At 72.3% G+C, this 22,058-nt stretch carries 19 protein-coding genes and 4 pseudogenes; 6 read left to right on the forward strand and 17 right to left on the reverse strand.

Annotated features, from left to right (window positions below; all coding sequences use genetic code 11):
• Positions 1-2 precede the first annotated feature (2 nt).
• The 5 genes and pseudogenes from RUMESO_RS14750 to pip form a co-directional block, all read right to left on the reverse strand.
• A complete protein-coding gene (locus RUMESO_RS14750) occupies positions 3-644 on the reverse strand; it encodes an RNA-binding protein (protein ID WP_037281321.1) in 642 nt (213 codons plus the stop codon).
• A 19-nt stretch (positions 645-663) separates the two neighbouring features.
• Positions 664-2,373, reverse strand: coding sequence for a transcription termination factor NusA (gene nusA / locus RUMESO_RS27875; protein ID WP_037281322.1), 1,710 nt, complete (start codon positions 2,371-2,373; stop codon positions 664-666).
• A 49-nt stretch (positions 2,374-2,422) separates the two neighbouring features.
• Positions 2,423-3,004: pseudogene (gene rimP / locus RUMESO_RS24355) on the reverse strand (ribosome maturation factor RimP); the annotation flags it as partial.
• 136 nt (positions 3,005-3,140) lie between these two features.
• A complete protein-coding gene (locus RUMESO_RS14770; protein WP_051521358.1) occupies positions 3,141-4,463 on the reverse strand; it encodes an ABC transporter substrate-binding protein in 1,323 nt (440 codons plus the stop codon).
• Positions 4,460-5,512, reverse strand: coding sequence for a prolyl aminopeptidase (pip, locus tag RUMESO_RS14775; protein WP_037281325.1), 1,053 nt, complete (start codon positions 5,510-5,512; stop codon positions 4,460-4,462). Before pip ends, RUMESO_RS14770 begins: the two co-directional genes overlap by 4 nt.
• 52 nt (positions 5,513-5,564) lie before the next feature.
• Here pip and ubiG point away from each other — a divergent pair, with 52 nt between their 5' ends.
• Complete coding sequence (gene ubiG / locus RUMESO_RS14780) at positions 5,565-6,332, forward strand: bifunctional 2-polyprenyl-6-hydroxyphenol methylase/3-demethylubiquinol 3-O-methyltransferase UbiG (RefSeq protein WP_169791177.1); 768 nt, start codon at positions 5,565-5,567, stop codon at positions 6,330-6,332.
• A gap of 4 nt (positions 6,333-6,336) precedes the next feature.
• Here ubiG and RUMESO_RS14785 read toward each other — a convergent pair whose 3' ends face one another.
• From RUMESO_RS14785 to RUMESO_RS14795, 3 genes are read right to left on the reverse strand one after another with little or no spacing between them, the layout of a single operon-like run.
• Positions 6,337-7,152: a carbon-nitrogen hydrolase family protein gene (locus tag RUMESO_RS14785; RefSeq protein WP_037281326.1), complete on the reverse strand. Its 816-nt coding sequence runs from the start codon at positions 7,150-7,152 to the stop codon at positions 6,337-6,339.
• The gene (gene grxC / locus RUMESO_RS14790) at positions 7,152-7,409 is read right to left on the reverse strand and encodes a glutaredoxin 3 (RefSeq protein ID WP_037281327.1); all 258 of its coding nucleotides are present in this window, start codon (positions 7,407-7,409) and stop codon (positions 7,152-7,154) included. The genes RUMESO_RS14785 and grxC overlap by 1 nt, the downstream gene beginning before the upstream one ends.
• 48 nt (positions 7,410-7,457) lie before the next feature.
• Positions 7,458-8,207 carry a ComF family protein gene (locus RUMESO_RS14795; RefSeq protein ID WP_051521360.1) on the reverse strand — a complete coding sequence of 250 codons (750 nt, stop codon included), beginning with the start codon at positions 8,205-8,207 and terminating at the stop codon, positions 7,458-7,460.
• A 31-nt stretch (positions 8,208-8,238) separates the two neighbouring features.
• On the opposite strand from RUMESO_RS14795, the gene RUMESO_RS14800 reads away from it, so the two are divergent.
• The 3 genes from RUMESO_RS14800 (at position 8,239) to RUMESO_RS14810 (ending at position 10,704) form a co-directional block, all read left to right on the forward strand.
• A complete protein-coding gene (locus tag RUMESO_RS14800) occupies positions 8,239-9,033 on the forward strand; it encodes a methyltransferase domain-containing protein (RefSeq protein WP_037281328.1) in 795 nt (264 codons plus the stop codon).
• Between the two features lie 103 nt (positions 9,034-9,136).
• Positions 9,137-10,201 carry a ferrochelatase gene (gene hemH, locus RUMESO_RS14805; protein ID WP_037281329.1) on the forward strand — a complete coding sequence of 355 codons (1,065 nt, stop codon included), beginning with the start codon at positions 9,137-9,139 and terminating at the stop codon, positions 10,199-10,201.
• On the forward strand, positions 10,201-10,704 hold the full coding sequence (locus RUMESO_RS14810; RefSeq protein WP_037281330.1) for a gluconokinase: 504 nt from the start codon (positions 10,201-10,203) through the stop codon (positions 10,702-10,704). Before hemH ends, RUMESO_RS14810 begins: the two co-directional genes overlap by 1 nt.
• Here the strand turns inward: RUMESO_RS14810 and rpe are convergent.
• Positions 10,701-11,372, reverse strand: coding sequence for a ribulose-phosphate 3-epimerase (rpe, locus tag RUMESO_RS14815; RefSeq protein WP_037281331.1), 672 nt, complete (start codon positions 11,370-11,372; stop codon positions 10,701-10,703). The two genes, RUMESO_RS14810 and rpe, sit on opposite strands and share 4 nt — an antisense overlap.
• 78 nt (positions 11,373-11,450) lie before the next feature.
• Entirely contained in the window at positions 11,451-12,053 is a 603-nt protein-coding gene (locus RUMESO_RS14820) for a L,D-transpeptidase (protein ID WP_037281332.1), read from the reverse strand.
• A 173-nt stretch (positions 12,054-12,226) separates the two neighbouring features.
• On the opposite strand from RUMESO_RS14820, the gene dalA reads away from it, so the two are divergent.
• A complete protein-coding gene (gene dalA, locus RUMESO_RS14825; protein WP_037281333.1) occupies positions 12,227-12,733 on the forward strand; it encodes a divisome-associated lipoprotein DalA in 507 nt (168 codons plus the stop codon).
• A gap of 36 nt (positions 12,734-12,769) precedes the next feature.
• Here the strand turns inward: dalA and RUMESO_RS14830 are convergent, their stop codons facing one another.
• The 7 genes and pseudogenes from RUMESO_RS14830 to hslO all read right to left on the reverse strand — a co-directional run bounded on the left by RUMESO_RS14830 (position 12,770) and on the right by hslO (position 21,257).
• Complete coding sequence (locus RUMESO_RS14830) at positions 12,770-13,270, reverse strand: L,D-transpeptidase family protein (protein ID WP_037281334.1); 501 nt, start codon at positions 13,268-13,270, stop codon at positions 12,770-12,772.
• Between the two features lie 81 nt (positions 13,271-13,351).
• Positions 13,352-14,577, reverse strand: a pseudogene (locus RUMESO_RS14835) (class I SAM-dependent RNA methyltransferase).
• 60 nt (positions 14,578-14,637) lie between these two features.
• Positions 14,638-16,527 carry an ABC transporter ATP-binding protein gene (locus tag RUMESO_RS14840; RefSeq protein ID WP_082484092.1) on the reverse strand — a complete coding sequence of 630 codons (1,890 nt, stop codon included), beginning with the start codon at positions 16,525-16,527 and terminating at the stop codon, positions 14,638-14,640.
• Positions 16,524-18,383, reverse strand: coding sequence for an ABC transporter ATP-binding protein (locus RUMESO_RS14845; protein WP_037281335.1), 1,860 nt, complete (start codon positions 18,381-18,383; stop codon positions 16,524-16,526). The genes RUMESO_RS14840 and RUMESO_RS14845 overlap by 4 nt, the downstream gene beginning before the upstream one ends.
• 130 nt (positions 18,384-18,513) lie before the next feature.
• A pseudogene (locus RUMESO_RS14850) lies at positions 18,514-19,669 on the reverse strand (CCA tRNA nucleotidyltransferase).
• Positions 19,662-20,270: an NUDIX hydrolase gene (locus tag RUMESO_RS14855; protein WP_425414914.1), complete on the reverse strand. Its 609-nt coding sequence runs from the start codon at positions 20,268-20,270 to the stop codon at positions 19,662-19,664. The pseudogene RUMESO_RS14850 and the gene RUMESO_RS14855 overlap by 8 nt, the downstream one beginning before the upstream one ends.
• Positions 20,257-21,257, reverse strand: a pseudogene (gene hslO, locus RUMESO_RS14860) (Hsp33 family molecular chaperone HslO). The gene RUMESO_RS14855 and the pseudogene hslO overlap by 14 nt, the downstream one beginning before the upstream one ends.
• 113 nt (positions 21,258-21,370) lie before the next feature.
• Here hslO and RUMESO_RS14865 point away from each other — a divergent pair.
• Positions 21,371-21,805, forward strand: a complete 435-nt coding sequence (locus tag RUMESO_RS14865; protein ID WP_037281336.1) for an NUDIX domain-containing protein — start codon at positions 21,371-21,373, stop codon at positions 21,803-21,805.
• Positions 21,806-22,058: the final 253 nt, after the last annotated feature.

Here is a 22,058-nt window from a genome sequence, read left to right on the forward strand (position 1 = left end):
CCTCAGGGGGCGGCGCGGTCGCCGCCATCCACATCTCTCAGGCCACGGAGTTTTGCGGCCTCCTCTACAACACGGTCGGCCAAGGCGCCAGACGCCAAAGCCGCATGAATCACGGTTGGGCGACCGAATGCGCGCCCGAGCTCCTCGCTGGTGAGGCAGGAGAAGTAGCGCGCGCCCTCGGGCGTCCAGAGCTTGGCCTTGCCCCGCTCGGAGCCGTCGGAGGCCTGGAGCAGGACGCGGACGCGGGACCAGGCCCGCTTGCCCAGGCCTTCGCCCGCCAGGGCCAGGGCCTCCTTGACCTTCTCGAAGCCCGCGATGGCGAGCCCGCCTTTCCGCGCGAGGGAGACCAGGTCCACGACGCGGTGGGCGAGCTGGCGCTCGACCTCGTCCGCAAGGTTGTCGGGGACCGTGACGGGGGCCTTGGCCGCGCGGGCGAACTGGCCCTTCCTCGCCTGCTCCAATATGGGGCGGGAGGCGGTCACATACATCCCCCTCCCCGGTAATTTTCCCACAACATCCGGCACGACCGAGTTGTCCGGCCCCACCACGAAACGGACGAGGCCCGACTTGGGCCCCGTCTCGCCGGTCACGAGGCAGCGCCGCTCGGGCTCCTCGCGCTCCACCTTCGCTCCGCCCCGCGTCATGCGGCGAATCCGGAGGAGGTCAGACCTCCTCCGCCTCCTCGGAGGCCTCGGCCTCGATCTCGTCGGGGTCCACCCAGCCGAGCGCCACGCGCGCGGACATCACCATGTTGCGGGCCTCCTCGAGCGAGAGGTCGAACTTCTCGAGGATGCCGGTGTCCTTGACGCGCTGGCCGTCCTGCTCGGTCCAGCCGCCGGCGAGCTCCCAGTCGGCGCAGGTCGCGAAGTCCTCCAGGGTCTTGATGCCGTCCTGCGCCAGCGCCTCGATCATCGGGGGCGTGAGGCCGGGGAAGTTGATGAGCGTCTCCTCCACGCCCAGGGCGCGGGCACGGTCGAGCGCCTTCTTGCGCTCGGCCTCGATGTGGTCGCTGGCGCGGGCCTGGAGCTCCTGTGCGGTGCCCTCGTCCACGCCGTCGATGGAGAGGAGCTCCTCCTGGTCCACGTAGGCGACCTCCTCGACGGTGCGGAAGCCCTCGGCCACCAGGAGCTGGGCGAAGAACTCGTCGAGGTCGAGCGTCGCCATGAAGAGCTGGGTGCGCTCGTCGAATTCCTTCTGGCGGCGCTTGGACTCCTCCTCCTCGGTGAGGATGTCGATGTCGAGGCCGGTGAGCTGGGAGGCCAGCCGCACGTTCTGGCCGCGGCGGCCGATGGCGAGCGAGAGCTGCTCCTCGGGGACCACGACCTCGATCCGCTCGGCCTCGTCGTCGAGCACGACCTTGGAGACCTCGGCGGGCTGGAGGGCGTTCACGAGGAAGGTCGGCACGTCCTCGTTCCAGGGGATGATGTCGATCTTCTCGCCCTGCAGCTCGTTGACGACGGCCTGCACGCGCGAGCCCCTCATGCCGACGCAGGCGCCGACGGGGTCGATCGAGTTGTCGTAGGAGATGACGGCGATCTTGGCGCGGCTACCAGGGTCGCGGGCCACAGCCTTGATCTCGATGATGCCCTCGTAGATCTCGGGCACCTCCATCTTGAAGAGCTCGGCCATGAAGCGCGGGTCGGTGCGGCTGAGGAAGATCTGGGGCCCGCGCGGCTCGCGCCGGACGTCCTTGACGTAGGCGCGGATGCGGTCGCCAGGGCGGTAGGCCTCGCGGCCGATCTTCTCGTTGCGGCGCAGGATCGCCTCGCCGGCGCCCACGTCGACGATGACGTTGCCGTATTCCTCGCGCTTGACGGTGGCGTTGATGATGTTGCCGACGCGGTCCTTGAACTCCTCGTACTGGCGGTCGCGCTCGGCCTCGCGGACCTTCTGGAGGATGACCTGCTTGGCGGACTGCGCGGCGATGCGGCCGAGGTCCACGGGCGGCACCTCGTCCACGAGCTCGTCGCCGATCTCCGGGTCGGCGAGCTGGTTCACGCCGGTGGTGCGCTTGGCGTCGGCCTCGGTCGCGTTACGCAGGAGGAACTGGCGCCCGGCGGCGCCGGCGATCACCGTCACGGCGGGGCGGTGCTGTTTCACGAGATCGCGCGCCTGGTCGGCGTTGACCTGGGCCTGGTAGTTCTCCACGCCCTCGTCCTCGACCACGGTGCGGACGCGGGTGAAGGTCGCGCGGCCGGTCTTGCGGTCGATGCTGACCCGGATGTCCATCTCGGCGCCGTAGCGGGACTTGGCGGCGCGGGCGAGCGACTCCTCCATCGCCTCCACGACGAGGCCGGGGTCGATCATCTTCTCCCGCGCGACGGCCTCGGCGGTCTGCAGCAATTCGAGCTGGTTGGCGGAGGTGATGGCCATCAATGGGTCTCCTGCGAAGTGGGGGCGGGGGCCGATCCAGAGTCGGGGCCTCCTCGTCTCCCTCGATGATTTCTTCCACGGCGTCGAACTGCGCCTCGTCGATCTGGCCGGCGTCCTGGCGCGCCCGCAGCGTCTCGCGGATCAGGTCGTCGGTGAGGACGAGCTTGGCGTCGGCGAGCCAGTCGAACTTGAGGCCGATGGTGACGGGCTGGCCCTTCTCCTCGATCTCGAGGAGGACCTCGTCGCCCTCGGTGCCCTGGAGCGTGCCCTTGAAGCGCTTGCGGCCGTCGATCTGCTCGACGGTCTCGATCCTGGCCTCATGGCCGGCCCAGGTCTCGAAGTCCTTGAGGCGGGTCAGGGGGCGGTCGATGCCGGGGCTGGAGACTTCCAGCGTATAGGCGTCGGTGATCGGGTCCTCGACGTCGAGCACGGCGGAGACGGCGGTCGAGAGGCGGGCGCAGTCGTCCACCTCCATCGTCCCGTCGGGCTTCTGGGCCATGATCTGGAGCGTGGGGTGCTGGCCGCCCATCAGGCGCAGGCGCACGAGCTCGAGGCCGAGGTCCTGGGCCACGGGTTCCACGATCTGCGCGAGGCGCTTGTCGATGGCGGTCTTGGCGATGAGGTCGGACATGGGGGTGGGGCAGTCCTGAAAACGAAACGACGGGCGCGCGGCCCGTCGATAGTCTGCCGGTGGAGCGCCGGGGGTGGAGGCCGGCGCGCCGCTGTTGAAGGGCATATAGGCGGATGAGGTCGCCGGCGCAAGTGGTTTAGGCGAACCACCAGCGTTCGGGGAGGCGGGCGCCGTCGAGGGGGGCCGCGCCGGAGACCGGGCCATGGGCGAGGGCAGGGCTGTGGAGCGTCACGGCGGGGATGTGGGCGACGACCGCGACGACCGCGGCCTCGGCGCAGATCGCCTGCGCGGCCTCGTAATGGGCCTGCCGCTCGGGGCCTTCGGTGGCGCGGGCGGCCGCGAGGTGGGGAAGGAGGGCAGGGTGGTCGCGCAGGGAAGACCAGGGGCCGGCGAGGGCGTGGGCGAAGGTCGCGTCCTCGGTGGGGCGGCCCTCCCAGGCGGTGAGGAGGGGGGCGGGGACGAGGGCGGCGGCCTCCGGGTCGAAGGCGGGCACGGGCAGGGCGGCGAGGGCCGGGTGCAGGGGGCCTAGCGGGTGGTCGGCGGCGGGGGTGCCGGCCCAGGCGCTCGCGATGGCGTCGCGGTCGAGGGCGCGGGACAGGAGGCTCGCTAGGGAGGCGTCGGCGCCCTCGGGGAGGCGGGCGTGGAGCTGGCGGTTGCCCTGCGCGGCGGCGGCGGCGAGGCCCTCGGCCTGCGCCAGAAGGTCCGGGGGCAGGGGGTCCACCACGTCCACCTCGCCCGCGAGGAGGGCGTCGAGGCGGTCGCGGGGGTCGGGGAGCGGGACGGCCTCCACGGCGTCGAACCAGCCGGCGCGGCCGTCCTTCCAGTGCTCGGCCACGCGGTCGAGGCGTAGGCGGCCGGGGGGCTGATGCTCGGCGAGGCGGTAAAGGCCGGTGCCGGTGCCGTCGAAGGTGCCTTCGGGGCCGATCACGAGGCGTGGGTCGGCGAGGAGGAAGGGGAAGTCGGGGTCGCCGTCGTGGAGCTGGATCAGCAGGGCGTGGGGCCCCTGCGCCTCGATCCGCTCGATCCGGTTAAGGACCCAGGACGCGGGGCCGGTGCGGTGGCGGGCGAGGGAGGCCAGAACGTCCTGCGAGGTGAGGGGCGTCCCATCGTGGAAGGGAGCATCGCGGCGGAGCGCGAGGTGCCAGACCTTCGCGCCCGGGGCGGCCTCCCAGGATTGCGCGAGCTCGCCCGAGAGGTCGCCGGTGGGGCCGATCTCGGTCAGGGCGTCGTAGACGGCGCCTTGGGCGAGGATGGCGGGAGCGTGGGTCCAGTCGCCGTCGAAGGGCAGGGGCCGTGCGAGGCCGAGACGCAGGGTGCCGCCGCGCGTGCGGGCCTGGAGGGGGACGCCGCTCGCCGCGAGGACCCCGGCCAGGACGCCGGCGCCCAGCAGGCCGCGCCGGCTCACCCGCGAGTCGAGGCGGCGGAGCGGCGGGGCGGGGCGGCGGCGCAGGAGGCTCATGGCATCGCCTGCCGGGGACGGGTGGAGAAGCGCTCGCCCAGGGAGTCCATGGCGCGGACGAGGGCGGCGGTGATGCCGGGCTCGCTGAGAGCGTGGCCGGCCTTGGCGACCATCTCGAGCCGGGCGGAGGGCCAGAGGCGGGAGAGCGCCCAGGCTGAGGAGGGCGGGCAGATCATGTCGTAGCGGCCCTGGACGATCACGCCGGGGATGTGGGCGATGCGGTCCATATTGGCGAGGATCGCCTGATCGGGGGACAGGAAGCCGCCGTTCACGAAGAAGTGGTTCTCGATCCGCGCGAAGGCGCGGGCGTAGTCGGCGGGGGCGTCGAAGCCGCCCAAGGGCGCGCCGGTCACGGCATGGGTGCCGCCCGGTCCCTCGCTGTCGATGGAGGCCAGCGCGTTCTCCCACCCGGCCCAGGAGCGGGCGAAGCGGACCTCCTCGCGCAGGTCGCCCGAGAAGAGGCGGCGGTTGTAGGCGCCGATGAGGTCGTGGCGCTCCTCCTCCGGGACTGGCGCGCGGAAGCGGTCCCAGAGGTCGGGCCAGAAGGCGCCGGCGCCGCCCCCGTAGAACCAGTCGAGCTCCTGCGGGGTCATCAGGAAGACGCCGCGCAAGACCAGCGAGCGGGCGCGGTCGGGGTGGGCCTGCGCGTAGAGGAGCGCGAGCGTCGCGCCCCAGGAGCCGCCGAAGACGCAACCCCAGGCGTCGATGCCGAGATGCTCGCGGATGCGCTCGATGTCGGCGACGAGGTGCCAGGTGGTGTTGGCCTCGACGGAGGCGTGCGGGCGGGAGCGGCCGCAGCCGCGCTGGTCGAAGAGCACCGTGCGGAAGACGCGCGGGTCGAAGTAGCGCCGCATCGCCGGGCTGCAGCCGCCACCCGGGCCGCCGTGCAGCACCACGACCGGAAGGCCGTCCGGGTTGCCGCATTCCTCCACGTAGAGGCGGTGGCCGTCGCCCACGTCGAGGGCATGGGTGGCATAGGGCTCCTGCCCCGGGTAGAGGGCGGGGTGCGGCGCGAAGCGGGCGTGAAGGGGCGCGGAGACCTTGTCCATGTCCGGGCTATATCAGACCTTCGATCGGGGTTGCGAGAGGCGTGGGGCGATGATGACGAAGCAGGAGCCGGTCGGGACGTTGGTTGCTGGGTCCAGCATAGATGAAGCCGAGGTCCGGAAGTTTGAACGGATGGCGGCGGAATGGTGGGACCCTCACGGAAAGTTCAAGCCGCTCCATCAGATGAACCCCGTCCGCCTCGAATACTGCGCCGCGCAGATCGCGGGCCGCTTCGGTCGAGATCGTCATTCCGCGCGCCCGTTCGAGGGGCTGCGACTTCTTGACATAGGCTGCGGCGGGGGCCTGCTGAGCGAGCCCATGGCGCGGCTGGGGGCGACTGTCGTAGGGGCGGACGCGGCAGCGCGGAACATACCGGTCGCGCGGCTCCACGCCGAGCAGTCGGGGCTGGCAATCGACTATCGCCACACCACCGCCGAGGCGCTGGCCGAGGCGGGCGAGCGCTTCGACGTGGTGCTGAACATGGAGGTGATCGAGCACGTCGCCGATCCGCAGGAATACCTGCGGTCGGTGCGGGACCTCCTGAACCCCGGCGGGCTCCACGTCTGCTCGACGCTGAACCGCAACCCGAAGAGCTACCTGATGGCCATCGTGGGTGCCGAGCAGGTGATGCGCTGGCTGCCCAAGGGGACGCACGACTGGCGGAAGTTTATCACGCCGGACGAGCTCTTCGGGATGCTGCGCGAGGCGGGGCTGCATCCGGTGGATCGGATGGGGATGGTGTTCAACCCGCTGGGCTGGAGCTGGCGGCTGTCGGAGACGGACTTGTCGGTGAACTACGTCACCGCGAGCGTGCGGGAGTAGGGCTTCAGGGTCCCTCGAAGGGGCGGTCGTGCTGGAGCGCCGGGATGCGGCGGCGGGCCTCCTCGACCTTGGCGAGGTCGAGGTCCACCAACGTCACGCCGGGCTCGCGGCCCGCGTCGGCCAGGACCTCGCCCCAGGGGGCCACGGCGAGCGAGTGGCCGTGGGTCAGGCGGCCGGCGGCGTGCTCGCCCGTCTGGGCGCTCGCGAGGACGAAGCAGCCGGTCTCGATGGCGCGGGCGCGCAGCAGCGTCTCCCAATGCGCCTCGCCCGTGGGGCGGGTGAAGGCGGCAGGGACGAGGAGGACCTGCGCGCCGGCCTTGGCCAGCGCCCGGTGGAGATGCGGGAAGCGCAGATCGTAGCAGATCGTCAGACCCAGGGTGGCGAGGGGCGTCTTGGCGACGACGGCGCGCGTGCCGGGGCGGAAGGACTGGGATTCGCGCCAGGTCTCGGCGGCGGAGACGTCCACGTCGAACATATGGATCTTGTCGTAGCGCGCCGCGATCCCGCCGTCCGGGCCGATCAGGAAGGAGCGGTTGGCGAGGCGGCCGTCGGGGTCACCCGTGCGGATGGCGAGGGAGCCGGCGGCGATCCAGACGTTCCGCTGCACGGCCTCCTCGCGCAGGCCGGCGAGGACAGGGTCCTGCTCCTCGCTGGTCGCGATCTCAAGGAGACGTGCCCGGGGGGCGAGGCAGTTCGTGACCTCCGGCGTGCAGACGAGCTCGGCGCCGCCCGCGGCGGCCTCCCCGATGAGGGGGCGCAGGCGGGCCAGGTTGTCCGAGGGATCGTCGGAGGAGGTGAACTGGATCAGGCCCGCGCGCATCAGGCGGCGAGCAGCGGATCGAGCTTCCCGGCCGAGTCGAGCGCGTAGAGGTCGTCGCAGCCGCCGACGTGCTTTCCGCCAATGAAGATCTGCGGGACAGTCCGGCGCCCGTTCGCGCGCTGCACCATCTCGACCCGGCGCTCGGGCTGGCGGGCCACGTCCACTTCGGAATAGGTGACGCCCTTCTGGGCGAGAAGGCGCTTGGCGGCGTGGCAGTAGCCGCAGGTGGGCGAGGTGTAGATCTCGATGCTCGGCATGATGCCCTCCGTAGGTCGTTACAACGTAGGGAGAACGCCCGAGGCCCGCTAGGGTTCGAGCAGCGCGCGGGCTAGGACAATAACGCGCACCCCCGTTGCGCCGGCTGCAAGGCTGGCCTGGGCCGCGGCGGCGAGGGTGGCGCCGGAGGTCATCACGTCGTCCACGAGGAGGACGGGCCGCCCGGCAAGGGCCGCGCCCCGGCGGGGATGCGGGGCAATGGCGCCTTCGAGGGACTTGGCGCGTGCCTCGCGGCCACCGTGTCCGAGGCTCTTCGTCGAGCGGGTGCGGACGAGGGCATCGGGGAGAACGGGGAGCCCCAGGTGGCGCCCGGCCTCCCTTGCAAGGAGCTGCGCCTGGTTGTGGCGCCGCCGGGCGAGGCGGGTCCAGTGGAGCGGCACGGGCACGAGGGCCTGGCCGGGCAGGACGAGGGGCCGGGCGGCGGCGGCGAGCCAGGCGCCGAGGGGCTTGGCGAGGTCGGTGCGGTCCGAGTGCTTGAGCGCGAGGACCAGGGCGCGCCCCGTCCCGCGATAGGGCAGGGCGGCGCGGCCACGGGTCCAGGGGCGCGGGCGACGGAGGCAGTCGTCGCAATGGACCGGGCCGTCGTCTTGGCCGGGCAGGGGCGTGCCGCAGGCGTCGCAGACGAGGGCGCCGGCGAGGAACCCGGCCTCGCGCCAGCACGTCCCGCAGAGAGCGAACTCGGAGTCCGTCAGTGTCCCGCAGGCGACGCAGGCGGGCGGGTAGAGGGCGCGGCGAACCGTGCCGAGTACGCCTCGCGCCAGTTCGGCCGCGCTTTGCATCCTTCGCCGTCTCCCCTACATGGGCGCCATCATGGCCCAGCTTACCGACCGATCCGCTTTGGGGCGCCACCGCGCCCGCGCCTCTGCCCTGTTCCTGCGAGAGGCCGTGGCCGACGAGGTGCAGGATAGGCTCGCGGAGGTTAACAGAAGGTTTACGGCCCCCGCCGTGGTGACGCCCTTCCCGGAGGTGTGGCAGGGGCGCCTGCCCGGCGCGCGGATCGTGCCGGACGCGGAGGTGCTGGACCTGCCGGAGGGGGCGCAGGACCTCGTGATCCACGACCTCTGCCTGCATTGGGCGGACGATCCGGTGGGGCAGCTCGTGCAATGTGCCCGCGCCTTGCAGCCGGACGGGCTGCTGGTGGCGACGCTGTTCGGGGGGCTCACGCTCGCGGAGCTGCGCGGGGCGCTGGCGGAGGCGGAGGTCGAGGCGACGGGCGGCCTGAGCCCCCGGGTGGCGCCGATGGGGGAGATCCGAGACCTCGGCAACCTGCTCGGGCGGGCGGGGCTGGCGCTGCCGGTGGCGGACGCGGCGCCCTTCGACGTGAGCTACTCGGATGCGCTGGCGCTGATGCGCGACCTGCGGGCGATGGGGGAGGCGAACGCGCTGGCGGGGCGGCTGCGGCGGTTCACGCGGCGGGCGGTGCTGCTGGGGGCGATGGCGCGCTATCCCGTGAACGACGAGGGCCGGGCGGTCGCGCATTTCGAGGTGGTGACGCTGACCGGCTGGAAGCCCGCGCCGAGCCAGCCCAAGGCGCTGCGGCCGGGCTCGGCGGTCCGCAGCCTCGCCGACGCGCTGGACGAGGCGCGGCGGGAGCGCGGGGACTGAGGCGCAGTCGGAGAGAATTGATGCGGCCGGGCCGGGGCTTGGTCCCTTGCCGCGCCGCCCGGGCCCCGGCAGAGTGCCGGGCGCCCCTTCGGGAGAGACGAGGATGAACGCCCAGACGCCCCTGCCGCCCGCCGTGCCGGCCCAGGCCCCCGAAGGCCACCCCAGCGTCCCGCCTGCGCGGATCGGGGTGCTGCTGTCGAACCTCGGGACGCCGGACGGGCACGACTACTGGTCGATGCGGCGCTACCTGAACGAGTTCCTGTCGGACCGGCGGGTGATCGACTATCCGCGCTGGAAGTGGCAGCCGCTCCTCCAGACGGTGATCCTGGCCAAGCGGCCGTTCACCTCGGGCGCCAACTACCGCAAGATCTGGGACCGGGAGCGCAACGAAAGCCCGCTGCTGACGATCACCAAGGCGCAGACGCTGGGGCTGCGGGAGCGGCTGGCGGCGCGGCTGGGCGACGGGGTGCGGGTCGAGTTCTGCATGAGGTATGGCAACCCTTCGACCCAGTCCGTCGTGCGGAGGATGGTGGAGGACGGGTGCCACCGCATCCTCTTCGCGCCGCTCTATCCGCATTACGCGGGCGCGACCTCGGCCACGGCCTGCGACCAGTTCTTTCGGGCGCTGATGGCCGAGACCTGGCAGCCGGTGTCGCGCGTGCTCGACCCGTATTTCGAGGACCCGGCCTACATCGGGGCGCTCGCGGATTCCGTGCGGCGCGGCTGGGAAGGGGCCAGCGAGGAGCCGGAACTGCTGCTGTGCTCCTATCACGGGATGCCGAAGCGGTATCTGATGCAGGGCGACCCCTACCATTGCCAGTGCCAGAAGACGACGCGACTCCTGACCGAGGCCTTGGGATGGGACCGGTCCAAGGTGCGGACGACCTTCCAGAGCGTCTTCGGGCCGGAGGAGTGGCTGAAGCCCTATACGGTCGAGGAGGTCGCCCGCCTCGCGAAGGAGGAAGGCGTGAGGCGGATCGCGGTCTGCGCGCCCGCGTTCTCGGCCGACTGCATCGAGACGCTGGAGGAGATCCAGGGCGAGATCCGCGAGGCCTTCGTGCACGCGGGCGGGCAGCAGTTCACCTACATCCCGTGCCTCAACGACGACCCGGCGCATCTGGATGCGCTGGAAGGGGCGATCCTGCGCGGGCTGGCGGGCTGGGTCTGATGGACGGAGGCACGGGGCGCTTCGTGGTCATGGGCGTGTCGGGCGTCGGCAAGACCGGCACCGGGACGCGGCTGGCCCAGGCGCTGGGCGGGCGCTTCGTCGAGGGGGACGACCTGCACACGGCGGAGGCCCGTGCCAAGATGGCCGGGGGCACGCCTCTCACCGACGAGGACCGCTGGCCCTGGCTCGACCGGGTGGGCGCGGCGCTGGCCGAAGGGGAGCCGCCGGTGGTGGCGGCCTGCTCGGCGCTGAAGCGGCGCTACCGCGACCGGCTGCGGGCCAGTGTGCCGGGGCTCGTGTTCCTGCACCTCGTGGCCGAGCGGGAGCTGGTGCTGAAACGGCTGCAACGCCGCAAGGGTCACTACATGCCGCCCTCGCTGCTCGACAGCCAGATCGAGGCGCTGGAGCCGCTGGGGGCGGACGAGCGGGGGCTTCGGGTCTCGGTGGAGGGTCCCAAGGAGGAGGTGCTGCAGGGCCTCCTCCGGGATCTGGAACGGCTCTAGGCCAGCACGCCCTCGGCGGTGGCGCGGAGCGACTCGATGTTGCGGCGGTAGGCCTCCGGCCCGCCCTCGAAGACCGCCGCGCCAGCGACGAGGAGGTCGGCGCCGGCCGAGGCGAGGGCGTGGATGGTCCGGGCGTTCACGCCGCCGTCCACCTGGATGCGGATCGGGCGGTCCGCGATCATGGCCCGGAGCTGGCGCACCTTCGCGATGGTGGCCGGGATCAGCTTCTGGCCGCCGAAGCCGGGGTTCACGCCCATCACGTTGACGAGGTCGATGTCGTCGAGGAGGTGGGCCACGGCGTCGAGCCCTGTGCCGGGGTTGATGGCGAGGCCCGCCTTGCAGCCCGTGCCCCGGATCGCCTGGAGCGTGCGATGGACATGGGGGCCGGCCTCGATGTGGGCGGACAGGATGTCGGCGCCGGACTTGGCATAGGCCTCGACGTAGGGATCCACGGGGGCGATCATCAGGTGGACGTCCATCGTCCCCTGGATGTGGGGCCGCAGCACCGCGCACATCTGCGGGCCGAAGGTGAGGTTCGGGACGAAGTGCCCATCCATCACGTCCACGTGGACCCAGTCGGACCCGGCCTCGGCCAGGGCGCGGCATTCGCTGCCCAGGGCGGAGAAGTCGCCGGACAGGATCGAGGGGCAGATGGTGACGGGATGCATGGGCAGGTCCTCCTTGGGGAGGCCTTTAGCGGCAAGAGGCCCGGCCTCCAAGGCCCGGGCCCCTGCGATCGTCAGGGGTCAGATCAGGATGACCTGCGTGCCGACCTCGGTCAGGTCGAAGAGCTGGCGGATATGCTCGTTGTAGAGGCCGATGCAGCCGTTCGACGAGCGGCGGCCGATCTTGCGGGTGTCGTGGGTGCCGTGGATGCGGTAGGCCGGCCAGCTCAGGTAGAGCGCGAGGGGCCCGAGCGGGTTCATCGGATCGCCGCCCGCGACGAAGGTCGGCCAGTCGGGGTTCCGCTCCAGCTCCCCCTGCGTGGCGCGCCACGGCGGGTTCACCACCTTCTGGATGACCTCGGTGCGGCCGAGCTTCGTGAGCTCGTCGGTGAGGGGGACCGAGGTGGGGAAGAGGCGGTAGGTCGACTGATCCTCGCTCCAGAAGTGGAGGGCGCGGGACTTGGTGTCGCAGAGGATCACGCCATGGGCGGTGTTGTCGAAGTAGTCTTGCCAGTCCAGCTCCCGGAAGGCGGAGATGTTGTGGTGGGTGGACTGCGAGATGTCGGGCTCCATCTCGGTGCTGTGGTCCTGGAGCGCCAGGGCCGGCGTGGCGAGCCCGGCGCCCAGGAGCGCCGCCCCCGTCCCGAGAAGCCGCCTGCGATTGATCCCGTTCCGGTCGGTCATGGTGCCTGTATCCCCCGATTCGTGTCGCGGTTGTGGAAGAAGCGTTAGCGGGATGCGAGTGCGGCATCAACACACGCCTGTGGATAAGTTGGGCCGAGCTGCGCCGATCCGGTTTGAAACCCGGTTTCGCCCCCGCTAAGAGAGCGGCCGGACATCGAGCGAGGGGATTTCGGATGCAGCGCAGGGCGATCGTGGCGGGGATGGCGCTCCTGGGGCTCGCGGCCTGCGGACGGGGCCCGGCGGCCTCGACCACCAACTCGGCGCCGGGCGGCGTCTTCCGCATCACGCCCGAGATGGAGGCCCAGATCGGCTACCGGATGGCCGATTCGGTCAACACCCTGCGGCAGGCGGCCGGCGTCGCCCCGGTGACCCTGGACGCGGCGCTGACCGCGGCGGCCGCGACCCACAGCCGCGACATGGCGGTGCAGAACCGGCCCTGGCACTTCGGCTCGGACGGGTCCTCGCCCGTGGACCGGCTGCAGCGCGTGGGCTACGCGGGCCGGCTCGTGGGCGAGGTGATCTCGGAGTCCTACGAGGACGACACGCAGACCCTCGCCGCCTGGATGAGCGACCCGGAGACGCGGGCCGTGATCCTCGATCCCACCGCGGCGAAGCTGGGCCTCGCCTGGTTCCAGGAGCAGGAAGGCAAGATCTGGTGGACGATGGTTCTCGCCACCTGAGGCAGCGCGGGGCCGGGCGTCCGGCCCCGACGACCCTCAGGCGTCGATGAAGATCGGGGTCCCCTCGCCGACCATGGCGTAGATGTCCTCCATCTCGCGGTTGGTCACGGCGATGCAGCCGGCCGTCCAGTCGCCGGCGCGCCGCTTCTCGCGCGGGGTGCCGTGGATGAAGATGTCGCCGCCGGGTCGCAGACCCAGCGACTGCGCATAGGCCACGTCCATCGGGTTCGGGTAGGAGATCCCGAGCGAGAGGTAGTAGCTCGAGTTCGGGTTGCGGCGGTCGATGGCATAGGCGCCCTCGGGCGTCTTGCCGTCGCCTTCCCAGCGCTTGGGGCCCAGGGGGTCGCCGCCCAGCCGGATGTCGAAGGCGCGCAGCGTGGTGCCGCCGCTGAGGAGGTACATCCGCCGGGGGGCCTTCTGCACGACGATGCCCGTCACGGGCGGGCCGTCGTAGGTGCGGAACTTGGTGGAGCAGCCCGCGAGGGAGCCTGCCGCCAGGGCGGCCGCGCCGCCCAGAAGGGATCGCCTTGAGATCATCACTGTCGCCTGCCCGGTCTGCCGCCGTTCGAGACGGGAGCCTAGCCGATTCCGGCGCCCCGCGCGAGCCCCCCGCGCGTCTCAGGCCCGGGAAAATCGCGTGGCGAGCTCCACATGGGCGGACCAGCGGAACTGGTCCACGACGGTGATCGGGTCCATGCGGTAGCCGGCGGCGAGGAGGACGCGCGCGTCGCGGGCGAAGCTGGCCGGATTGCAGGAGACGTAGGCGATGGTGCGGACGCCCGCCTCGGCCAGCCGGGCCACCTGGGCCTCGGCCCCGGCGCGAGGCGGGTCGATCACGGCGGCGTCGAAGCGCCCGAGCTCGGCCGCCTCGAGCGGGCGGCGGAAGAGGTCGCGCGCCTCGGCGGTGACGCGGTGGAGGCCCGGGGCGCCGCGCCAGCCCTTCAGCAGCGCCTCGGTCATGGCGGCCTCGCCCTCGACGGCATGGACCTCGGCGGTCTCGGCCAGGGGCAAGGCGAAGGTGCCGACGCCGGAGAAGAGGTCGGCGACGCGGCTGGCGCCCCGGGTGGCGTCGAGGACCAGGGCGACGAGCGCCGCCTCGCCCTCGCGGGTGGCCTGGAGGAAGGCGCCGGGCGGGGGCACGACCCGGGCGCGTCCCATGGGCTGCCAGGGGGCCTCGGACTGGGCGACAAGGTCATTGTTCCACGTGAAACGCGCGACGCCGGCCTGGGCGGCCCAGGCGGCGGCGTCCTGGCGCAGCGCGGTGTCGAGGTCGCGGGCGTCCTCGACCACCACGTCGGCCCCGGCCGGGCTCTCGGTGAGCGTGAGCCCGATCTCGCGGGAGCGGGGCGCGGCGAGCTGCACGAGGTCGAGGAGGGCCGGGCGCAGGGCCATGAGGGCGGGCGTCAGGATCCGGCAGCGCGGGTTGTCCACCACCGTGTCCGAGGCGCGGGCGTGGAAGCCCAGGAGCGCGCCCTTCCTCAGTCGCCGCCCGGAGAGGCGGGCGCGGCGGCGGCTGCCCGGGGGCGAGGTCAGGACCTGCGCGACCTCGCCCTCGATGCCCTGGCCCTCCAGAGCGCCCATGACGATCCCGGCCTTCCAGCAGGCGACGAAGGGGTCCGAGGCGTGCTGCATGACGCAGCCGCCGCAGGCGTTGAAGTGGGGCAAGGCGGGGCGACGCGGTCCTCGGAAGGTTTCAGGATGCGCCAGGTGCCGTCGGAGCGGGGCTCCAGCACCTCGCAGGGGAGGACGCGCGGCACCAGCGTGCCGTCCGCGAGGCGGCCCTGGCCATGGTGGGTGAGCGACGCCACGCGGGTCGCGGGGCCAGGGTCGGGACAATGGGTCATTGCACGGCTAGATGAGACCACCCCGCGCCCGACGCAAGCGGAGCGCTCCTCAAATACCGGTTATTCGGCGGCCTCGGCGTCCATCTGCAGGAAGCCGCCCGACTGGCGGTTCCAGTAGCGCGCGTAGAGCCCGCCCCGCGCGAGGAGCGCGTCGTGCGTGCCTTCCTCGACGATGGTGCCCTGGTCCATGACGACGATGCGGTCCATCGAGGCGATGGTGGACAGGCGGTGGGCGATGGCGATCACCGTCTTGCCTACCATGGCCTCCTCCAGGGCGGCCTGGATCTCCGCTTCCACTTCGGAGTCGAGCGCCGAGGTCGCCTCGTCCAGGACGAGGATCGGCGCGTCCTTGAGCATGGCGCGGGCGAGCGCGATGCGCTGGCGCTGGCCGCCCGAGAGCTTGACCCCCCGTTCGCCGAGGTGGGCGTCGTAGCCGGTGCGGCCCTTGAAGTCCTCGAGCTGCAGGATGAAGTCGTGGGCGCGGGCGGCGCGGGCGGCAGCGATCACCTCCTCGTCGGTGGCGTCGGGGCGTCCGTAGCGAATGTTGTCGGCGGCCGAGCGGTTGAACATGGCCGTCTCCTGCGTGACCATGCCGATGGCGTGGCGCAGGGATTCCTGCGTGACCTCGCGGATGTCCTGGGTGCCGACCAGCACGCGTCCCTTCTCCACGTCGTAGAGCCGCAGGAGGAGCGCCACGAGCGTGGACTTGCCGGCCCCGGAGGCGCCGACGAGGCCGATCTTCTCGTGGGGCGCGATGGCGAGGTTCAGGTCCTGCACGCCGGCCTGGCCCTCGGAGTCCTCGTCGCGGCCGTAGGCGAAGGTGACGTCGTCGAAACGGATGCCCTCGGCCGACCGCAGGGGCACGGCGTCGGGCGCGTCCACCATGGAGTGGTTGTGCGCGAGCGTGTTCATGCCGTCCTCGGCCTCGCCCACGTTGGCGTAGAGGCCCATGAGGGCGAAGCTCACCCAGCCGGTCATCTGCGCGATGCGGAGCGCGACGGTGCCGGTGGCGGCGATGTCGCCCGCCGTGGCGCCGCCACGCGTCCAGAGCCAGAGCGTGAAGCCCACCATGAGGACGGGGAGGATGCCCGCGATCACCATGAGGCCGTAGCGGAAGCTCGTGGAGATCGTGCCGTAGTCGAGCGTGCGCTCGCGGTAGCGGTCCATGGCCTGGATGGCGGCCTCGTCCTCGGCCTGATCGTGGGCGAAGAGCTTGACGGTCCTCATGTTGGTGATGGTGTCCACCACCTGCCCCGTGACCACCGCGCGGGCGGCGGCGCGGCCCTCGGCGCGCTTGCGGATGCGGGGGAGGTAGCCGGAGATGTACCAGAGGTAGCCCGCGAACCAGAGGCCCAGGAGCCCCCCCACGCGCCAGTCGATCGAGACCACCAGGATCAGCGTCGCGATCACCGAGGAGAGCGCGAAGACGATGGTGTTGATGAACTCCACCGTGGATTCGGTCACGGCCCTGGCGGCCTGCATCTGCTTCTGCGCGATGCGGCCGGCGAAGTCGTTGTCGAAGAAGGTGATGTCCTGGCCCAGCGTCCAGCGGAACAGCCGCGAGAGCACGAGGACGTTGAGCGAGGGGCCGATCACCACCGCCTGGAACAGGGCCGAGGCGCCGAAGGTCAGGGGCCGGAGCCCGACCAGGAAGACCGCGATCCCGATGAAGAGCAGGTGATGGTCGGCCCAGAGCCGGTCCGGGCCGCTGGCGTTGGCGGCGTCGATCACGGTGCCGAGGAGGACGGCCGAGATCACCTCGGCGGTGCCGGCGAGGACGCTGACCACCGAAGCCGCGAGCAGCACCGGGAAGGAGCCGCGCAGGCACCAGGCGAAGAAGGCCCAGAGCGTCCGGGGCGGGCGCGGCACCGGGCCTTCGTCGAAGGGCGGGATCAGGCGGGCCATGCGCTCGGCCCAGGCCTCGCGGCGGGAGGGGGCGATGTCGGTCATTCGGCGGCCTCCGGGGCGAGGTCGAGGTCGGGGGCGAGGAAGCCGCCCGACTGGCGGCTCCAGAGGCGGGCGTAGATGCCGCCCCGATCGAGGAGCTCGTCGTGGGAGCCATCCTCGACGATGCGGCCCTCGTCGAGCACGACGATGCGGTCCATGCGGGCGATGGTGGACAGGCGGTGCGCGATGGCGATGACCGTCTTGCCCTCCATCATGGTGGCGAGCGTGGACTGGATGGCGGCCTCGACCTCGGAGTCGAGCGCCGAGGTGGCCTCGTCGAGGACGAGGATGGGCGCGTCCTTGAGGATCACGCGCGCGAGGGCGATGCGCTGGCGCTGGCCGCCGGAGAGCTTCACGCCCCGCTCGCCCACGCGGGCGTCATAGCCCTGGTTGCCGTCGGAGTCGGCGAGGCCGAGGATGAAGTCGTGGGCCTCGGCCTGCCTGGCCGCCGCGATCATCTCGGCCTCGGAGGCGTCGGGGCGGCCGTAGAGGATGTTCTCGCGCACCGAGCGATGGAGGAGCGAGCTGTCCTGGCTGACCATGCCGATGGCGGCGCGGAGGCTGTCCTGCGTCACGTCGCGGACGTCCTGGCCGTCGATCAGGATGCGGCCCCCCTCGGCGTCGTAGAAGCGCAACAGCAGCTTCACCAGCGTGGACTTGCCGGCGCCGGAGCGGCCGACGAGGCCGACCTTCTGGCGGGGCTCGACGGTGAGCTGGAGGCGGTGGAGGCCGCCGGAGCCCTTGCCATAGTGGTGGGTGAGGTCCTGGAACTCGATCCGGCCTTCGGTGACGCGCAGGGGCTTGGCGCTGGAGGCGTCGAGGAGCGTGATCGGCTGGGCGATGCTCTCCATGCCCTCGCCGATGACGCCCAGGGCCTCGAAGAACTGCGAGACCGACATCATGATCCAGCCGCTCATGTTCGATAGGCGCAGCACCAGGGCGGAGGCGGCGGCCACCACGCCCACGGAGGCGGCTCCGGCGGTCCAGAGCCAGATGGCCCAGCCGGTGACGCCCACGATCAGCACGCCGTTCAGCAGCGTCAGGACGAGGTCCATGACCGTGAAGATCCGCATCTCGCGCTGGAAGCTCACGCGGGTGCGCTCCATGGCGTCGCGGCCCAGGAGGAGCTCGCGGTCGCCTTGCGCGAACATCTTGACCGAGTGGATGTTGGTGTAGGCGTCGACGACGCGGCCGTTCAGGGCGCTACGGGCCTCGGAGGCGGCCTTGGAGGCGGGGCCCATGCGGCGCACCGTCCAGACGACGAGGGCGCCGTAGGGGACGAGCCAGAGCGCCAGCGGAATCAGCAGGCGCGCGTCGGCGGCCCAGAGCAGGACGCCGGCGCCCACGATGTAGGAGATCGCGTAGGCCAGGGCGTCGAAGGTGTGGTAGACCGCGTCGCCCGCCGAGGAGGGCGCCTGCATCATGCGGTTGGAGATGCGGCCGGCGAAGTCGTTCTCGAACCAGCCCACGGACTGCCGCAGGACGTGCCCGTGCGAGCGCCAGCGGACCAGCATCCCGAAGTTGGGCAGGATGGCGTTGTTGAGGAGCAGGGCCTGGAGGCCGAAGGCCAGGGGCCGGGCGAGGAGCACGAAGAGGGCCACGAGCAGGAGCTCGGTCCCGTGCTCGCGCCAGGCGGTGTCGGGGTCCGAGGCGGTCAGGGTGTCGATGAGCTCGCCCGAGTAGTGGATGAGCCAGAGCTCGATGGCGGCGATGGCGGCCACGGCGATGCCGGTCGCCCAGAAGACGGCGCGGAACGGGCCCATGTGGCTGCGGAGCCAGGGCCAGAGCTTGCGCGGCGGCGCGTTGACGGCCGCGTGCGGGGCGAAGGGATCGACGAGGTTCTCGAAGAGGCGGAACATGGGGGTGCGAATGGGAATGGGCCGCCCAGGGGGCGGGCGGGGACTATGGACGGGGGTGCAGTCGTCCGCCGGATATAGACCTGCCTGACACGCAGGGAAACGGGCGTTGCCCTGTTTTTCGGCGCTGTCCTCAGGGCAGGGCGAGGAGGGCGTCCCGGGGCAGGCTGAAGCCGGAGTCGATCCAGGCGCGCTCCAGGGATTTCAGGCGCTGGCCGAGGGCGGGGCCGGAGAGGGGGGCGAGGTCGGCGGCGGCCAGGGGGAAACGCTGGGCGGTGCCCTCCTCGGCGCGGCGCAGGTCCTCGGGGGCGATGGTCGCGTTGGACAGGGCGGCGCGGAGGGCGAGGATGGAGAGGGCCTCGTCCTCGCCCAGGCGGTAGCCGAGCTCGCCCGGGGGAGACGAGGGAGGCCATGCCCTCCTGCAGCCGTTCGAGGCGCTTCGTCTGCTGCTTCGACAGGCGCAGGGCATCCCGCGGGTCCTCTCCTCCCAGGGCCGCCAGGCGACGCAGGGGGTCGAGGGGGAGGCGCGCCTCCCCCTCGATATGCACCAAGGGGGCGAGGAGGCCGTCCCCCGCGCCCGGAAGGATGCGGGCGAGAGTGCCGGTGATCCGCATGGCCGCGACGGCCGGAGCCGGGTCGGGGGCGGCGAGGAGGCGGAGGGTCTCGTGGCCCACGCGCTCGCGCGAGAGGGTGTCGAGGCCGTCGAGGTTGCGGGCGATCGCGTCCAGGGCGTCGGGGTCGAGGCCTTCCTCGGGGTCGCCATACCAGGCGTGGAAGCGGAAGTAGCGCAAGCTGCGGAGGTAATCCTCGCGGATGCGGGTCGAGGGGTCGCCGACGAAGCGGATGCGGCGGGCCCGGAGGTCGGGGAGGCCGCCGGTGGGGTCGAGGAGGGTGCCGTCCGGGGCGAGGTAGAGGGCGTTCATCGTGAAGTCGCGGCGGGCGGCGTCCTCGGCCGGGTCGAGCCCGAAGGCCACGGTGGCGTGGCGGCCGAAGGTCTCTACGTCGCGGCGGAGCGTGGTGACCTCGACTGGGGCGCCCGCGAGGAGGGTGACGGTGCCGTGGTCGAGGCCGGTGGGGAGGGCCTTGAGGCCGGCGGATTCGGCGAGCTCGATGACGCGCTCGGGGCGGGCGTCGGTGGTCACGTCGATGTCGCCGATGGGTCGTCCGAGAAGCGCGTCGCGGACGGCGCCGCCGACGATCCAGGCGCGATGGCCGCCCTCGGTGAGGAGCGCGAGGACCCGGCGGGCGGGCTCGTGGGCGAGGAGGGGCGCGAGGGCGTCGTCAGGCACGGGCGGCGTCGATCCGTTCGGCGAGGCCGCGCAGGAGGCGCGCGGTCGCGCCCCAGATATAGTAGGGGCCCCAGGGGACAACCCAGTAGCGGCGGTGGCGCCCCTGCCAGCGGCGGCCCTCGACGCGGTAGTTCGCGGGGTCGGCGAGGTGGGAGAGGGGGACCGAGAAGACCTCGGCGACCTCGCCGGCCTCGGGGCGGGGGTCGAAGGGCTCGCGCACCAGCGCCAGGACGGCGGTGACCGAGAAGGCGGTGACCGTCTCGTGGGGGCCGTAGGCGCCGAGGATCTCGCCATGGGAAAGGGGGAGGCCGATCTCCTCGAAGGCCTCGCGCAGGGCGCAGGCGGCGCTGTCCTCGCCGGGGTCGACGGCGCCGCCGGGCAGCGCGATCTGGCCGGGGTGGTGGCGCAGGTGCGGGGAGCGCTTGGTCAGGATCACCCGCGCCTCTGGGCCGGAGAGGTCCACGGCGAGGAGGACGGCGGCGGGGCGGAGGTCCCGGCCCATGGGGCGCGGCAGGCCGGGGTCGAGGTCGTAGTCGGACGAGGCGGCCCGGGAGGCCGCCATCGCCCGGCGCAGGAGGGGCTCGGCGTCAGCGGGGGTCACTGGCCGCCGTGGCCTCGAAGCCCAGGGTCTGGGGCTCGAACTCGTAATGCGCGCCGCAGAACTGGCAGTCGGCGGTGACGATCCCCTCCTCGGTGGTCATGTGGGCGATGTCCTTGGCCGAGTAGATCGACAGGGACTGCCGCACCTTGTCCGGCGAGCAGGAGCAGCCGAAGCCCACGCGCTGCGCGTCGTAGATGCGGGGGCCTTCCTCGTGGAAGAGGCGGACGAGGAGGTCGGTGGGGTGAATTTGCGGGCCCACGAGCTCCAGAGGCTCCACGGTGTCGAGGAGGATGTTGGCGCGGTTCCAGTTCTCGCCCTCCTCGCCGTCGAGGATGTCGCGGTGGTGCAGGAGGCCGCCCTCGCCCGTGCCCTCGGAGGCCGCGACGGACATCCCGGCCTTGGGCATGGCCTGGATCATCACGCCGCCGGCGCGCCACCGCTCCCCGCTGTCGCCCTGGAGGCGCGAGCGGCCGAAGGAAAGGGCGAAGCGGGTGGGGATCTGCTCGGACTGGGCGAAGTAGGTCTCGGCGCAGGCGGCGAGGGAGCCTCCGGCGATGGGCGTGATGCCCTGGTAGGGGTGGTGCCTTCGCCCTGGTCGATGAGGATCGCGAAGTAGCCCTTGCCGATCTGCGCGAAGGCGTCGCCGTCGGGGTCCAGCCGCTCGGGGTCGAAGCTGGCCCAGGCCCGGATGCGGCCGGGCTCGCCCTCGGTCTCGGGGGCGTAATAGTCGGCGGCGACGATGCGGGCCGGGCCGTCGCCCCGGATCTGGAGCGAGAGCTTCCAGCGCAGCTTGATCGTGGGGCCGATCAGCGCGGCGAGGAGCGCGGTCTCGGCCACCAGGGCCTCGATGGCGGCGGGGTAGTCGTGCTGCGACAGGACCTTCTCGAGCGTGCCGTCGAGGCGCGCGACGCGGCCCCGGATGTCGGAGGCGTCGAGCTGGAAGGGCAGGACGGTGTCGTCCCAGGCAATCTGCGCGCCGAGGCTCATGGGATTTCCTTTAAGCTGAAACGGGAGCCGCGGGAAGCGGGCCGAGGTCTGGACGGGAGGGGGGATCGGGGCTCCATATAGGGGCTCGGGCGATGGGATTGAAGGGGTGGGCCATGCGGCGCTGGGGCGAGGCGGTCGAGCGGGGGCGGCGCTACCGGCACCGGCCGGGGGCCTATGCGATCCTCTGGCGGGACGGGGAGCTGCTGCTGACCTTCCAGGCGGAGCCCAGGCCCGAGGTGCAGTTGCCGGGCGGCGGCATCGACCCGGGGGAGTCGGCGCTGCGGGCGCTGCACCGGGAGGTGCGGGAGGAGACGGGCTGGACCATCGCGGCGGCGCGGCGGCTCGGGGCCTATCGGCGCTTCGCCTACATGCCGGACTACGACATGTGGGCGGAGAAGGTCTGCCAGGTCTGGCTCGCGCGGCCCGTCCGGCGGGTGGGGCCGCCGTCGGAGGCGATGCACGCGCCGCTCTGGGCGCCGCCGGGGGTGGCGCTGGGGCTGATCGCCAACGAGGGGGAGCGGGAGTTCCTGCGGCGGGTGCTGGGGTGAGGCCCGCCCGGAAACGCTCCGGGGGAGCGTTCCCGGGGGCGAATGATGCGCGGCAGCGGAGGTTCCGGGACAGGCCGGGGCTCTGGCGATCGGCCCCGGCCGGGTGGGTGGTGGGGAATGGGCGGGTGAAAGGGGTCTCGGGCCGTTACGGGGGCGCGGGGTTGGCGCCGCGCCGGTCCGTCGTGCCCGAGGGTCGCGCCGGGCGTGCCACGGCCAGGGCGCGAGGGGCGGGCTTCGGCCCGCGGCGGCTGGG

The sequence above is a fragment of the Rubellimicrobium mesophilum DSM 19309 genome (assembly GCF_000600335.2).
GTDB lineage: Bacteria > Pseudomonadota > Alphaproteobacteria > Rhodobacterales > Rhodobacteraceae > Rubellimicrobium > Rubellimicrobium mesophilum.